Annotated in this window: 12 protein-coding genes; 8 read left to right on the top strand and 4 right to left on the bottom strand. The window is 63.4% G+C overall.

The genetic code is table 11. The features are described from left to right. Window positions 1-6 precede the first annotated feature (6 nt). Both BC360_RS01295 and BC360_RS01290 read right to left on the bottom strand, forming a co-directional pair. Window positions 7-1,338: an efflux RND transporter periplasmic adaptor subunit gene (locus tag BC360_RS01295; protein WP_065794250.1), complete on the bottom strand. Its 1,332-nt coding sequence runs from the start codon at window positions 1,336-1,338 to the stop codon at window positions 7-9. Window positions 1,339-1,501: 163 nt separating this feature from the next. Further along, complete coding sequence (locus BC360_RS01290; protein ID WP_065793967.1) at window positions 1,502-2,116, bottom strand: LysE family translocator; 615 nt, start codon at window positions 2,114-2,116, stop codon at window positions 1,502-1,504. A gap of 203 nt (window positions 2,117-2,319) precedes the next feature. On the opposite strand from BC360_RS01290, the gene BC360_RS01285 reads away from it, so the two are divergent. The 3 genes from BC360_RS01285 (at window position 2,320) to BC360_RS01275 (ending at window position 7,020) form a co-directional block, all read left to right on the top strand. Then, window positions 2,320-2,967, top strand: coding sequence for a TetR/AcrR family transcriptional regulator C-terminal domain-containing protein (locus tag BC360_RS01285; RefSeq protein ID WP_065793966.1), 648 nt, complete (start codon window positions 2,320-2,322; stop codon window positions 2,965-2,967). Window positions 2,968-3,215: 248 nt separating this feature from the next. Then, a complete protein-coding gene (gene ilvC / locus BC360_RS01280) occupies window positions 3,216-4,235 on the top strand; it encodes a ketol-acid reductoisomerase (protein WP_065775359.1) in 1,020 nt (339 codons plus the stop codon). Window positions 4,236-4,569: 334 nt separating this feature from the next. After that, window positions 4,570-7,020: an arylsulfatase gene (locus BC360_RS01275; protein ID WP_083222379.1), complete on the top strand. Its 2,451-nt coding sequence runs from the start codon at window positions 4,570-4,572 to the stop codon at window positions 7,018-7,020. Window positions 7,021-7,239: 219 nt separating this feature from the next. Here BC360_RS01275 and BC360_RS01270 read toward each other — a convergent pair whose 3' ends face one another. Together BC360_RS01270 and BC360_RS01265 are read right to left on the bottom strand one after the other, a co-directional pair. Beyond that, window positions 7,240-7,485 carry a helix-turn-helix domain-containing protein gene (locus tag BC360_RS01270; protein ID WP_065793965.1) on the bottom strand — a complete coding sequence of 82 codons (246 nt, stop codon included), beginning with the start codon at window positions 7,483-7,485 and terminating at the stop codon, window positions 7,240-7,242. A 335-nt stretch (window positions 7,486-7,820) separates the two neighbouring features. Then, window positions 7,821-8,843, bottom strand: coding sequence for a LacI family DNA-binding transcriptional regulator (locus BC360_RS01265; protein ID WP_208858146.1), 1,023 nt, complete (start codon window positions 8,841-8,843; stop codon window positions 7,821-7,823). A 196-nt stretch (window positions 8,844-9,039) separates the two neighbouring features. Between BC360_RS01265 and BC360_RS01260 the strand changes: the two genes are divergently transcribed. The 5 genes from BC360_RS01260 to BC360_RS01240 all read left to right on the top strand — a co-directional run bounded on the left by BC360_RS01260 (window position 9,040) and on the right by BC360_RS01240 (window position 13,933). Next, a complete protein-coding gene (locus BC360_RS01260) occupies window positions 9,040-9,948 on the top strand; it encodes a sugar phosphate isomerase/epimerase family protein (RefSeq protein WP_065786895.1) in 909 nt (302 codons plus the stop codon). Window positions 9,949-9,988: 40 nt separating this feature from the next. Then, a complete protein-coding gene (locus BC360_RS01255) occupies window positions 9,989-10,909 on the top strand; it encodes a TIM barrel protein (protein ID WP_065793964.1) in 921 nt (306 codons plus the stop codon). A gap of 43 nt (window positions 10,910-10,952) precedes the next feature. Further along, window positions 10,953-12,116: a Gfo/Idh/MocA family protein gene (locus BC360_RS01250; RefSeq protein WP_065793963.1), complete on the top strand. Its 1,164-nt coding sequence runs from the start codon at window positions 10,953-10,955 to the stop codon at window positions 12,114-12,116. Window positions 12,117-12,229: 113 nt separating this feature from the next. Then, a complete protein-coding gene (locus tag BC360_RS01245; RefSeq protein WP_065793962.1) occupies window positions 12,230-12,862 on the top strand; it encodes a LysE family translocator in 633 nt (210 codons plus the stop codon). Between the two features lie 135 nt (window positions 12,863-12,997). Continuing rightward, window positions 12,998-13,933, top strand: coding sequence for a helix-turn-helix domain-containing GNAT family N-acetyltransferase (locus tag BC360_RS01240; RefSeq protein WP_065793961.1), 936 nt, complete (start codon window positions 12,998-13,000; stop codon window positions 13,931-13,933). Window positions 13,934-14,096: the final 163 nt, after the last annotated feature.

The raw sequence follows: 14,096 nt of genomic DNA, 5'->3' as shown, positions 1-14,096 counted from the left end.
TTGTCCTCAGAACATCGGCGGCATGCGCATGCCGCGTTGGCTGCCGCGGGCGCTCGCCGGGGCGTCGGAGCCGGCGGCGACGACGACGGTGTCGCCCTCGTTCAAGCCGCTCCTGATCTCGGCATTGACGCGGTTGCGGATGCCGACCTCGACGGCGCGGGTTTCAAGCGCGCCCGAGGATGTGACCACGGTCACCTCGGCGCTGCCGCCGGCAGCGCCCGGCCTGCCGCCGGCAGCATCCGCCTTGTCGCCGCGCTTGGCCGAGCCTTGGCCGCCCGCTTTCCCACCGGCCGTGTGCAGCGCAGCACTCGGCACGATCAGCACGTCCTTGGCGGAGGATTGCAGGAAGAACACCTGGGCGCTCATCGACATCATCAATTCGCCATCCGGATTGGGAACGTCGAAGAGGGCGTAATAGAGCACGACGTTGTTTTCCGTGTCCGGCATCGGCTGGATCTGGCGCAGCTTGCCCGCAAAGCGTTTTCCCGGCTGGCCAAGCAGGGTGAAATAGGCGTCCATGCCGACCTTGAGCCTGCCGACATCGGCCTCCGACACCTGCGCCTTGACGGTCATGGTCGACAGATCGGCGATGGTGACGATGGTCGGCGTCGTCTGGTTGGCGTTGAGCGTCTGACCTTCCTTGGCCGGGTTGGCAACGATGGTGCCGCCCATCGGCGCGAAGATCTTGGTGTAGCCGAGATCGACCTTGTCGCCGGCAAGGGTCGCCTGCTGCTTGCGGATCTGCGCTTCGATGGCGTTGACGTCGGCTTCGGCGGCGGCGAGATCGGCGATCGCCTGATCGAGCGTCGACTGGGCGATGCTGTTGGCGGCCACCAGATTGCGCTGGCGATCGATATTGGCCTGCTTCAGCACGAGCTGGGCCTTCTTGGAAATGAGCTGGGCCTGCAGATTGGCAAGCTCGGCCTGGTCGATCTCGATCCGGTTTTCGATGGTCGCCGGGTCGATTTCGGCAACGAGCTGGTTCTGCTCGACCTTGTCGCCGATATCGACATGCAGCGCCTTCAACTGGCCGGAGACCTGGGCGCCGGCATCGACCGACTTGACCGCATCAAGCGTGCCGACGGCGGTGACGCTGTTTTCGATGTCGCCGCGCACCACAGCCTGGGTGACCATGGCGGCGGAGGTCGGGTTCGTGGCATAACGCGTCCAGCCGTAATAACCGGCGCCGACGACGGCGAGAACGACGGGGATCCACAGCCAGCTGCGCGTGCGCCGCTTGCGCCGGACGGGCGCTGCACCGGGAATGAAGGTGACATTGGGCGTCACGTCCTCGCGTGCGGTGGTCTCCGTGCGTGCCGTCTTGCCTGTCTTGTTCATGCCCATACCTGGCCCCATACCTGGCTTTGCCAGCGCCAAAGTCACAGGCGCGCTTCATCCTAGCAGCAAATAGGGACAAACGGCCCGGGCGGGAAGCATTGAGATCATTATATTATTGTAATGTTTCGGCGGCGGAGGGCGGGGCCGACCCTCGTCTCACGCCTTAGCGGCTGAACAGTAACTTTCCGCCCATGCCCATCAGGGCCACACCCATCGTGGTCTCTATTCCCGTCTTCGCCCTGGCAAAGATCCGTCGTGTGGCTCCATGCGAGAACAGGAGCGCCAGGCCGCAATACCAGACACAGGAAACAAGGGCTGCCATCAGCACGACTGCCACGTAAAACCACGGTGCGGCATGTGCAGGCACCATGACGGAGAAGATGCTGCCATAGAAGGCGATCGACTTGGGACTGGTCATCGAGACCAGATAGGCCTTGCGAAAGGCGGTCGCGCCGGTGATGCCCTGGCCGTTGGTCGATACCAATGGCTTGCGCGCGCCAAGCACCATCTTGACACCGAGCCAGATCAGGTAGGCGGCGCCGGCCAGCTTCACGGCAGTATAGATCCAGGGCACCTGCGTCAGGATGATGCCGATGCCGGCAACCGCCAGCAGCGCCCAGGTGAGGGAGGCTGCCGCCAGTCCCAGGCCCGCGACAACGCCGGTGCGGCGGGAAACGCTCATCGCTGTCGAGGTGACGATGGCGAAATTCGGCCCCGGGCTGACCACGCTTAGAACGAACACGCCTGCGATCGTCAGAAGCTGAAACACCTCGTGCATGGGGACACCCTGTCGCTTGTCGTCGATGGGGCGCTTTTAGCATCGGCCCCGGTTTAGGGGTAGTGACCTTTGGCCGCCGGCTGCCGGCGGCAATCCCGCGCCGACAAAATTTCCAATGGTCCGTAAAATCGCCTTGACGGTCCGCCCGCGCTTCATTAGAAGAATGCGAACCGTACCGTACGGTACTGAATGGGTGGAGCCAAGTGCAAAGCGTTGCTGCGACAAGAGAGGCGAATGCCGGGAGCGGCCTGACCGAGCGTCAGGGCGTCGTTCTCGAAGAGGCGTTGCGTCTGCTGGTCGACGGCGGCGAGAAGGCGCTGACGACTGCCGGTGTGGCGCGGGCTGCCAACTGTTCGAAGGAAAGCCTCTACAAGTGGTTCGGCGATCGCGACGGGCTCCTGTCGGCGATGATCGGGTTCCAGGCGAGCAAGGTTCGCACCCAGGATCCCGCCGCCGACGCGCTGAACGCGGAGAGCCTGCGCCGGCACCTGGTGGTCTTTGCCAAGGATCTGCTCGAGGTTCTGGCCGGCGACGTGTCGCTGGCGCTGAACCGGCTGGCGATCGGCCAGGCGAGCCGCGAAGGCTCCAAGCTCGGCCACATGCTGCAGGAGCGCGGGCGCCGGCAGATCGGGCGGCGTGCCGCCGCGCTGCTGGAGGCCGGCCGCAAGGCGGGGCTGCTGGCATTTGACGATGCCGACGAGGCCTATGGCGCGCTTTACGGGCTGATCGTTTCCGACTGGCACCTGAAGATGCTGCTGGGCGAAGAGGCCGGCGAGATGAAAAAGGGTTTTGGCCGCAAGGCGGAGCAGGCGGTCAGCGCCTTCCTCACGCTCTACGGCACGAAAGGGTAACGGCGAGGGAGGACCTCGCCTGCAGCGCCGCGCGGCAAAGACGCGCAAAGGCCGCTGCAGCACTGGAATTGCAGCGCCGCGCGTCGAAGACGCGCAAAGGTCGCTGCAGCAATCGGAATTGCAGTGTCTCGCGCCTGGAAGCGCTGAGGTCGCTGTAAAACACGGAATTGTTGCATGGCTCCTGGACCGATCCCGGTTTTGGGCGTCGTGCGGCGGAACAACAAATAGCAACGGGAAGGACCATTCAAATGCGCGTCTATTATGATCGTGATGCCGACATCAACCTCATCAAGTCCAAGAAGGTCGCCATCGTCGGCTACGGCAGCCAGGGCCGCGCGCACGCGCTGAACCTGAAGGACTCCGGCGCCAAGGAAATCCGCATCGCGCTGAAGCCGGGTTCGGCAACGGCTGCCAAGGTCGAGGCCGACGGCCTCTCGGTTCTCTCGGTAGCCGAAGCTGCCAAGTGGGCCGACCTGATCATGATGGCAACGCCCGACGAACTGCAGGCCGAAATCTACAAGGCCGACATCGCCGGCAACATCCGTGACGGCGCTGCGATCGCATTCGCCCACGGCCTCAACGTTCACTTCGGCCTGATCGAGCCGAAGGCTTCGCTCGACGTCGTCATGATCGCGCCGAAGGGCCCGGGCCACACGGTCCGCGGCGAATACCAGAAGGGCGGCGGCGTTCCCTGCCTCGTTGCCGTTCACCAGGACGCTTCCGGCAACGCTCTCGACCTTGCGCTCTCCTACGCCTGCGGCGTCGGCGGCGGCCGTTCGGGCATCATCGAAACCAACTTCAAGGAAGAGTGCGAAACCGACCTCTTCGGCGAACAGGTCGTTCTGTGCGGCGGTCTCGTCGAACTCATCCGCGCCGGCTTCGAAACGCTGGTCGAAGGTGGCTACGCGCCGGAAATGGCCTATTTCGAGTGCCTGCACGAAGTGAAGCTGATCGTCGACCTGATCTATGAAGGCGGCATCGCCAACATGAACTACTCGATCTCCAACACGGCCGAGTGGGGCGAATACGTCACCGGCCCGCGCATCATCACCGAAGAAACCAAGGCCGAGATGAAGCGCGTCCTCAAAGACATCCAGACCGGCAAGTTCACCTCGGAATGGATGCAGGAGTACAAGTCGGGTGCGGCCCGCTTCAAGGGCATCCGCCGCGTCAACGACGCCCACCAGATCGAAGAAGTCGGCGCCAAGCTGCGCGGCATGATGCCCTGGATCGGCAAGAACAAGCTGGTCGACAAGGCGAAGAACTAAGCCTTACGGCATAATTCCTTAAATCGGATCCGATTTAAGGATAAAATTATGCAGCAAGTTTAAAGCGTTACAGCGTCCTTTGCGCGTCATATTTGACGCGCGGCGCTGTAGCCATCAGACACATGCGGAAAGCCGGGGTGAAAACCTCGGCTTTTCTTTTTGTCGATGCGCTCACCGCGCGACACTTGCAGTGGTGATGAAGGGGGTAAACATAGCCCTTAAGTTTAGTTTGTGCTAAATTTCGCGCCGCATCGATACGCCCCCAATGGGCGCGCAGTCTTTCCTACTCCCCATGACCTCTAATCAAGCATGACCGGATAACGGAGGAAGGCAGATGAGTGACGATATCAAACTGACACGTCGCGGCGTTTTGCTTGGCAGCACAGCCATTGCCGCGACTGCAGGGCTCAGCGCCCGCCCGGCTGAGGCCGAACTGAAGGAATACCCGCCGGGACAGGCATTCTCCGGCGTCATCGGGCGCACGTTCGATGTTTCGCAGCCCGCCTGGCCGGCGCCGACAAGGGCGCGCGAGGGGACCGCCAATGTGCTGTTCATCGTTCTCGACGACACGGGCTTCGGCCAGCTCGGCTGTTTCGGCAGCCCGATCCACACGCCCAACTTGGATGCGCTTGCCGCCGACGGTCTGCGTTACAGCAACATGCACACGACGGCGCTTTGCTCGCCCTCGCGATCCTGCTTTCTCACCGGACGCAACCACCACTCAAACGGCATGGCCTGCATCACCGAGGGCTCGGAGGGGTTCCCCGGTGCGAACGGCCAGATACCGTTCGAAAACGGCTTCCTCTCGGAAATCCTGCAGCAGAACGGCTACAATTGCTATGCGCTCGGCAAGTGGCACCTGACGCCGGCCGAGCAGACTTCGGCGGCCGGGCCCTACAGCCGCTGGCCACTGGGGCGGGGGTTCGAGCGCTACTTCGGCTTCCTCGGCGGCGATACCCACCAGTATTATCCGGAACTGGTGCGCGACAACAGCCAGACGGAGCCGGACAAGACGCCGGAAGAGGGGTATCACCTGACGCCGGATCTGGTCGCCAAGGCCAAGTCGATGATCGCTGACTCCAAGCAGGTGGCGCCCAACAAACCCTTCTTCGTCTACTTCGCCCCCGGCGCGATGCACGCGCCTCATCACGTGCCGAAGGAATGGGCCGACAAATACAAGGGCCAGTTCGACGACGGCTGGGATGCCTATCGCGAAAAGGTCTTCGCCAAACAGAAGCAGATCGGCATCATCCCGGAGAATACCGTTCTGTCGCGCCACGACCCGGATGTGCAGGACTGGCAGAAACTGTCGGCCGACGAACGGCGGCTGTTTGCCCGAATGATGGAGGTCTTTGCAGGCTTCCTCGAACACACCGACCATTATATCGGCGAGCTGATCGCCTTCCTGAAGGACATGGGCGAATACGAAAACACGCTGATCATGGTCGTTTCCGACAATGGCGCCAGTGCCGAAGGCGGGCCGAACGGCTCGGTCAACGAAGGCAAGTTCTTCAACAACGTGCCTGACGATCTCCAGCAGAACCTCGCCGCGATCGATGATCTCGGTGGCCCGAAATATTTCAACCACTATGCCTTCGGCTGGACCCATGCCGGCAACACGCCCTTCCGCCGCTGGAAGCGGGAGACCTATCGCGGCGGCGTGTCCGATCCGTTCATGATCGTCTGGCCCAAGGGCATCAAGACCAGGGGCGAGATCCGCAGCCAGTACTGCCATGGGATCGACATGGTGCCGACAGTGCTCGATGCGCTGGGGATCGAGCCGCCGGCGCAGATCCGCGGCGTCACCCAGTCGCCGATCCAGGGCTTCAGCCTGAAGTCCTCCTTCGATGACGCCGATGCGCCGTCGCTGCATATCACCCAGTATTTCGAGATGTTCGGGCACCGCTCGCTCTATCACGACGGCTGGCGTGCGGTGTGCCCGTGGCCGGGAACCTCCTTCACGGAGTCGGGCCTGACCTTCGGCGCGCCGATCTCGTATGAAAAACTCATCGAGCTCGATGCCAAGGGGTGGGAGCTCTACAACCTCAAGGAGGATTTTTCGGAGACGAAGAACTTGGCCGAGACGGAACGCGACCGGCTGATCGCGATGATCGGCATGTGGTATGTCGAGGCGGGCAAATACAACGTGTTGCCGATCGACAGCCGCGGTACCGCGCGCTTTGCCGATGAACGCCCGCAGATCGCGGCCAATCGCAAGAAGTACATCTACTACCCGGATACCCAGCTCGTGCCCGGCAGCGCCGCTCCCTATCTCGTCAATGTCGCCCACTCGATCTCGGTGGAGGCGAATGTGCCGAAGGGCGGCGCGGAGGGCGTGCTGCTCTCGATGGGCGGCGTCGACGGCGGGTTCTCGTTCTACGTCCAGGGTGACAAGCTGATCTACGGCTACAATTATGTCGCCGACCAGCGCTTCACCGTGCAGTCGGACGCGGCCATTCCCGAAGGCGATCACATCTTCAGCTTCGAGTTCACTCCGACCGGTAAGGCCGACATCGCCAAGGGCAAGGGCGTACCGGCCAATATCAAGCTGTTCGTCGACGGCAAGCAGGCCGGCAGTGGCGACCTGCCGGTGACGATCCCGATTTCGCTTGGCCTCGCCGCAGGCGTCTGCGTCGGGGCGGATTCCGGGTCACCGACCATGGATACGGCCTACAAGGCGCCCTATCCGTTTACCGGCGTGGTGAAGAAGGCACTGGTCGACGTGACCGGCGAGCCTGTCGAGGATATGGCGGCGAAGATGAAGGTGTATCTGTCGCGGCAATGAAGGCCGCACGCTCTCGCACGAGGGGGCACATATGAAGGAAGCCGGGGCAAAACCCCGGCTTTCCCTTTTGAGCCAATGGTCGTGAAGGCCAGATTTCAGTTCAGACTCTCGGCTTGAAGCAGCGGCGGTTACGCCTTGCTGCAAGAGAATGGTCTTTCCAGTCCGCATTTCGGGGTGGGCAGGGCGCCCGGTTTGGGCACGATATGCCCGGCACCGCCGTTATCGCATGGCGGTGAAGGCGGCAGGCGGGACTTGCAAGGCAGCGGCGATGCGCTGCAGCTTGACGGGATCGGTATCGGCGCCGAGTTCGACCTTGGAAATTTCCGTTTCTGTCAGGCCTGTGGTGACCGACATTTCATCGACGGTGTAGCCGTGGGATTCACGCGAACGCTTTACAGCGGCTCCGATGCTGACGCGGGAAACAGTGGCGTCGGAAGCCTTATTCAGATTTTTCTTAAAGGACATGAAGTGTCTCCTTCGTTGGTCCACCGACAAGGAGTTTCGTCGGGTGAAGGGGGCCCGAAAGTATCGTGCGACTCGAACAATGAGTGGCGATCAGGCATCGCTAATATAGTCAGGGCGGCCGTCAAGGCAACCTGGCCAAGGCATTTTTGAGTGGATAGAGCGGCACCACCGGCCGGCCAGACCCCGGTCGCTCCCGAGAAAAATCGTTTGGAAACCTTACGATACAGGGCCATGAGCGAGGCAACCGCCCCCGGAAAAAAGTGCGCTGAGCGCGCGCTTCGGATGGGAAATGGCACTGTTTTCGACGCAGATACTGGCCGCAGGCGGGTGTTCGATCAAAGATTTTCCGAGGTGACGGTCAGGAAGCGTACGGGCTCGGTGCTGACCTCCACCTCCATGAGGCCGAGACTTTTCAGGGTCAGGTCGATCGAGCGCCGGGCCTGGATCTCGGGCGCCTGGTCGAGCACGATCGACATCAGCCGTTGGCGCAGGTAGCGCCGCGTCCGCTCGGTCAGTTCATGGCCGACCCAGAAGATTTTGGCGTCGGCCCCACTCTTCAGCGCATTGGCCTGCAGCACCTTGGCGACGCCGTTGTTGTCGCCGCCGGCGCTGTAGACGCCGATGATATCGGGGTCGCGGGCAAGGGCTCTGCCGAGAAGCTCCATCGCATCGTGTTCGTCGTCGCGGTCGAACATCACTTGCGTGAAGCGGTGAGCCGCGTCGCCCTGCTCGTCGAGATAGGTGGAGAAGCCGCGAATGCGTTCCTTGTGGTTCTCGTAGGCGCCGCTATGGCAGAGCGCGACGAAGGAACCGGTACGCGCCGAAAGCATCTGTGACATGTAGTGGGCGGCCGTGCGCCCGGCAGCGTAGTTGTCGATGCCGACATAGGGCAGTTCCGGCGCCGGACGGGTCATGATCTGGACGACGGGAATGCCGAGGCTTGCCGCCTTTCTGACGCTCTCGACCACATCGGGATGGTCCGGGGCCACGACGATCAGCGCCGAGCGTCGCAGTTTCGGGGTGGCGATGATGCGGACAAAATCGACCGGGTCGTTTTCGCGGGCAAAGGTGCGGTGGACGGCGATGCTGTGGTCGAGCGAGGCGGCGATGCGCTCGAAGGCCTGGTTCATGCGCGAGTAGAAACTGGTCTCCGGCCGAACGAGTATGACCTCGATGCGGATGATGCCGCGATGGCTTTCCGGCAGCGCGCGGCCATAGCCGAGCCTTCTCACGGCGAGCAGGACTTTTTCGACCGTTTCCGGCCGCACACCGCCGCGACCGTTCAAGACGCGCTCGACCGTGGCGGTGCCGACTCCGGCTGCTGCCGCCACATCCCTCAACGTCGCTTTTGCCACCATCACCTCCAAATCTTCGATCGCAGATCAGCACTCGATGCCTGTGTCGTCAATGATCAAATTTGATCACCGAAGCATTGGAGCCGGGCCGGGGGCAGGGCTATCCTGCAGGCAATTCGGGAGGAGAGACCGAAGTTCGAAACGATCCCGCGAAGGATCATCCGCCGGCAGGGATGCGCGGCGATGATGGAGGAGCACCATGAAAATCGCACTCGACCCCCATATGCACCGTCATCTCGGGCTCAGCGAGCTTTGCCGCAAGGCGGCCGAGCTCGGCTACGACCACATCGAACTGTCGCCGCGCGACGACTTCCTGCCCTGGTGGGTGCGGCCGCGGGCGCACAAGGAGCGTATCGCCGAGTTCAAATCGGCGTTGAAGGACCATGGCGTCAAGCTCGCATCCCTGCTGCCGATGTATCGTTGGGCTAGCCCGCATGAGGACGAGCGCCAGGCCGCGGTGCGCTACTGGAAGGAAGCGATCCGCATCGCCGTCGAGATGGATTGCGACACCATGAATTCGGAGTTCGGCCGCGGGCCTTCGCCGGATCGCGGCCACCGGTTGAGCTGCTGCGGCGGCATGCATACGCATGAACACAGCGAGGCGGCCTGGTGGCGGTCGATCGAGGAACTGGTGCCGGTCTTCGAGAAGGAGGGCGTGACGCTCAACATGGAGCCGCATCCGGAGGACTGGTGCGAGACGCTGCATCCGGCGATCGACATGCTGAAGACCATCGGCTCGAAAAACGTAAAATTCCTCTATTGCGCGCCGCACACTTTCTATTTCGGTGATGACATGGCCAAGATGATCCGCGACGCCGGGCCGCTGATCGCCCATGTGCATGTGGCCGATACCTACAATCACAAGGCCTCCTCGGGCCTGCGCTACATCGTCAACCCGCCGGGCGCCAAGGTGACGATCCACCAGCACATGGACATGTACCAGGGCGAGATCGACTGGGACGTGTTCTTCTCCTCGCTCGCGGAGGTCGGCTTCGACGGCATCGTCACGGCCTGCGTCTTCGGCTGGGAAGAACGTGCGGATGCTTCCGGCAAGTTCATGCGCGCCGAGATCCAGAAATACGTCGACAAATACTGGACGCGCGGCTGAGGCCAAGCCTGCCGCCATCATCCAACCAAGGAATGAAGCCGTGAGCATCACGATCACGACCGCCCCCTGCTGCTGGGGCGTGGACGACGTCAACAACCCCAACCTGCCGGCCTGGAGCCGCGTGTTCGACGAGGCGGCCGCCGCCGGCTATGGCGGGCTCGAGCTCGGGCCCTACGGTTACGTGCCGCTCGACGACCGGCTGGTTGCCGCGGCACTTGCCGAGCGCAACCTGTTCATCGTCGCCGGCACGATCTTCGACGATCTGGTTTCGCCTGACAATCGCGACAACCTTCTGCGTCAGACGGACGAGATCTGCGCCGCCATCACAAGGCTGCCGCAGCCGCCACAGGTGGCCGGCCAGAGGTTTGCAACGCCTTACCTCACCGTCATGGACTGGGGCCATGACGAGCGGGACTATGCGGCCGGGCATTTCGACCGCGCGCCGCGGCTCTCCGATGAGGCCTGGGCGGGCCTGGTCGCCAATATCGAGGCGATCGCCGAGCGCGCCCGCGGATATGGCGTGCGCGCCGTGATCCATCCCCATGCCGGCGGCTATATCGAATTTGCCGACGAGATCGAGCGGATCGCCGGCGACGTGCCGCAGGAGATTGCCGGCTTCTGCCTCGACACCGGCCACACCTACTACGCCGGCATGGACCCGGTGGAGACGCTGCGGCGCTATGCCGACCGGCTCGACTACCTCCATTTCAAGGATATCGACCAGGCGGTGCTCGACCGGGTGATGGGCGAAAAGATCCGCTTCTTCGAGGCCTGCGCTCAAGGGGTGATGTGCCCGATCGGTCGAGGGGTGATCGACTATCCCGCCGTCGGCCAAGCGCTGGAGGAGATCGGCTACCACGGCTTCATCACGGTGGAGCAGGAGCGCGATCCGAGAAGCGTGGCCGGCAGCCTCGCGGACGTCAGGGAAAGCCGCGACTATCTGCGTTCGGTCGGGTTTTGAAACTGGCACGCACCCAACGCTCAAGCACACAGGAAAAAAGATCATGACGGAAACGAAGAGAAGGCCGATCCGCTGGGCAATGGTGGGCGGCGGGCGCGGCAGCCAGATCGGCTCGATCCACCGCTCGGCGGCGCTGAGGGACAATACGTTCGAGCTGGTGGCCGGCGCCTTCGACATCGATGCCGAGCGCGGCCGCGCCTTCGGCCTCGATCTCGGCCTCGACGCAGCGCGCAGCTATGCCGACTATGCGACGATGTTTTCCGCCGAGACCAAGAGGCCCGACGGCATCGAGGCGGTGTCGATCGCGACGCCCAACAACACCCATTTCGCCATCTGCAAGGCGGCGCTCGAGCACGACCTGCATGTGGTCTGCGAAAAGCCGCTCTGCTTTACCGTTGCGGAGGCGCAGGAGCTGAAGGCGCTGTCTGAGGCGCGCGGCCGCATCGTCGGCGTGACCTACGGTTATGCCGGCCACCAGATGATCGAGCAGGCCCGCGCCATGGTGCGGCATGGCGATCTCGGCGAGATCCGCATCGTCAACCTGCAATTCGCCCATGGCTTCCACAGCGCCGCCGTCGAGGAGCAGAATCCTTCGACCCGCTGGCGCGTCGACCCTAGATTTGCCGGGCCGAGCTATGTGCTCGGCGATGTCGGAACGCACCCGCTCTACCTCTCCGAGGTGATCCTGCCGCAGCTTAGGATCAAGCGGCTGATGTGCACGCGGCAAAGCTTCGTCAAGAGCCGGGCGCCGCTCGAGGACAATGCGGTGACCCTGATGGAATATGACAATGGCGCGATCGCCACCGTCTGGTCGAGCGCCGTCAATGCCGGCTCGATGCACGGGCAGAAGGTGCGCATCGTCGGCTCGAAGGCCAGCATCGAATGGTGGGACGAGCGGCCGAACCAGCTTTCCTACGAGATCCAGGGCGATCCGGTGCGCATCCTCGAGCGCGGCATGGACTATCTCTACCCGGAGGCCCGCATCGACGACCGCATCGGCGGCGGCCACCCGGAGGGCCTGTTCGAGGCCTGGGCCAATCTCTATCGCCGCTTCGCCCTGGCGATCGGCGGCAAGCGGGGCCTTACGCCCGAGGGGCTCGACGACCTCGTCTTCCCCGGCATCGATGCCGGGCTCGAGGGCGTGCGCTGGGTGGAGAACTGCGTGCGCTCGGCCGACGCCGGCGGCATCTGGGTGGATTATCGCTAAGGAGGCGTGCCGCCCGATGTGTCGCGCGGCCTCCCGCCGGCCGTTCGCTCCGGCCTTGCCATTCCCACGAATCCGGCTAAACCGAAATTCCGGCCACCTCAAAGGAAGATGTCATGCCGGATTTCTCCACACTTCTACTTTTCGCCGCCGCATCGCTGGTGCTGACCGCCACGCCGGGTCCCGATATGCTGCTGATCGCTTCACGCAGCGTCAGCCAGGGGCAGGGGGCGGGGTTCCTCACCTATGCCGGCATCGCGCTCGGCACCTATTGCCATGCGCTTGCCGCCGCCCTCGGGCTGTCGCAACTGATCGCCACCGTGCCGATCGCCTATGAGATCGTGCGCTGGGCCGGGTGCGCCTATCTCCTCTATCTCGCCTGGAAGACCTGGCGCTCGCAGGCGATCGATTTTTCGCCGACCTCGTCGCTGAAACGCCTGTCGCTCAGGCGGATTTTTGGCGAGGGACTGCTGACCAACCTGCTCAACCCGAAGATGGCGCTGTTCGTGCTGGCACTGTTTCCGCAGTTCATCCGGCCCGAAAACGGCGCAATGATCGTGCAGACGCTGGTGCTGGCGACGGTGCTGAACGGCATCGGCTTTCTGGTCAACGGCGCGGTGATCCTGCTCGGCGGCCAGATCCGCAGCCGGCTTTCGGCACCCGCCCGTTTCAGAAAACTGCCGCAATATCTGCTCGCCACCGTCTTTGCCGGGCTTGCCTGCCGGCTGGCGCTCGGGGCCAGGAATTAAGAGCCGCGCGACCGGCCATCGGTTCGGCGGATTCCCCCGAAGCCGATAATTGCGCGCATTGTGCCCGGTCGCGTTTCATGTTGACTCAATCAACAGATAGTTGTTGATTGAGTCAACTTAGGCTGGATCATCCCCATGACACTCACCATCGATCACCCTGACGTGGCGGCGCTGCGCGCCTTCAACCGCCTCTATACCAACCGTCTCGGCCTCTTGAACGCCCATCTCGACCAGAGCCCGTTCACGCTCACCGAAGCGCGTATCCTCTACGAGCTTGCCCACCGGCAAGAGCCGACGGCGGCCGAGCTGATGCGCATACTTCAGGTCGATCGCGCCCAGCTGAGCCGCACGCTGAAGCGGTTTGCCGATCGCGGGCTGGTCGAGAAGTCGGATCATCCCGAGGGCGGTCGCCGCCAGCCGATCTCGTTGACCCCGGCCGGGCGCACCACCTTCGCAGCCCTGGAGCAGAACACCCGCGAGGCCATCGGCGCGCTGCTCGATACCTTGCCGCCGGCCGAGCGCAGGCGCCTGATCGCAGCCACCGGTATCATCAGCGAGGTCCTTGAGCAGAGGGCGGCGGGTGAACTGCTGCTGCGCGATCTGAGGCCGGGCGATCTCGGGTGGATCATCCACCGCCAGACCGTTCTCTACGTTCAGGAATATGGCTGGAACCAGGAGTATGAGGCGCTCGCCGCGCGCATCCTTGCGGATTTCGTGCAATCCTTCGACCCGGCCCGCGAGGCAGCCTGGATCGCCGAGATCGACGGGCGCGTCGTCGGCTCGATCTTCCTGGTGGCCGGCGACAAGCCCGGCGTGGCCAAGCTCCGGCTGCTCTATGTCGAGCCGGATGCGCGCGGCCGGGGTGTCGGGGCGGCGCTGGTTGATGCCTGCATCGGCCGTGCCCGCACTGTCGGCTATCACACGCTGGTACTTTGGACCAACAGCGTGCTGACCTCGGCCCGCCGCATCTACGAGCGCGCCGGCTTCACGCTCCTCGAGGAAGCGCCGCACCATTCCTTCGGCAAGGATCTGGTGGGCCAGACCTGGTCGCTCGACCTCGGGCAGGGGTGAAATGGGAGGCGGCCAACTGCCGGACCGAGCCACGGACGCCGAAGGCGGCCCATAAGCTGTAATAAGTGAGTGATGGGTTGAGATGGTATCCGGCAAGGGCTATCTGGTGCCAACCGCAAACGCCCTCGGGCGGACATTCCTCAGAAAACCACAAGGCGCACCT

Source organism: Ensifer sp. LC163, from assembly GCF_001695855.1.
Classification (GTDB): Bacteria; Pseudomonadota; Alphaproteobacteria; order Rhizobiales; family Rhizobiaceae; genus Ensifer.
This window is presented reverse-complemented; position numbering and strand designations above follow the sequence as displayed.

What these genes read in the sequence shown, in the direction of transcription:
- BC360_RS01245 (WP_065793962.1), top strand. Translation starts at nt 12,230, where the DNA reads ATGCCGGATTTCTCCACACTTCTACTTTTCGCCGCCGCATCGCTGGTG.
- BC360_RS01240 (WP_065793961.1), top strand. Translation starts at nt 12,998, where the DNA reads ATGACACTCACCATCGATCACCCTGACGTGGCGGCGCTGCGCGCCTTC.
- ilvC (WP_065775359.1), top strand. Translation starts at nt 3,216, where the DNA reads ATGCGCGTCTATTATGATCGTGATGCCGACATCAACCTCATCAAGTCC.
- BC360_RS01290 (WP_065793967.1), bottom strand. Translation starts at nt 2,116, where the DNA reads ATGCACGAGGTGTTTCAGCTTCTGACGATCGCAGGCGTGTTCGTTCTA.
- BC360_RS01260 (WP_065786895.1), top strand. Translation starts at nt 9,040, where the DNA reads ATGAAAATCGCACTCGACCCCCATATGCACCGTCATCTCGGGCTCAGC.
- BC360_RS01250 (WP_065793963.1), top strand. Translation starts at nt 10,953, where the DNA reads ATGACGGAAACGAAGAGAAGGCCGATCCGCTGGGCAATGGTGGGCGGC.
- BC360_RS01265 (WP_208858146.1), bottom strand. Translation starts at nt 8,843, where the DNA reads ATGGTGGCAAAAGCGACGTTGAGGGATGTGGCGGCAGCAGCCGGAGTC.
- BC360_RS01295 (WP_065794250.1), bottom strand. Translation starts at nt 1,338, where the DNA reads ATGAACAAGACAGGCAAGACGGCACGCACGGAGACCACCGCACGCGAG.
- BC360_RS01275 (WP_083222379.1), top strand. Translation starts at nt 4,570, where the DNA reads ATGAGTGACGATATCAAACTGACACGTCGCGGCGTTTTGCTTGGCAGC.
- BC360_RS01270 (WP_065793965.1), bottom strand. Translation starts at nt 7,485, where the DNA reads ATGTCCTTTAAGAAAAATCTGAATAAGGCTTCCGACGCCACTGTTTCC.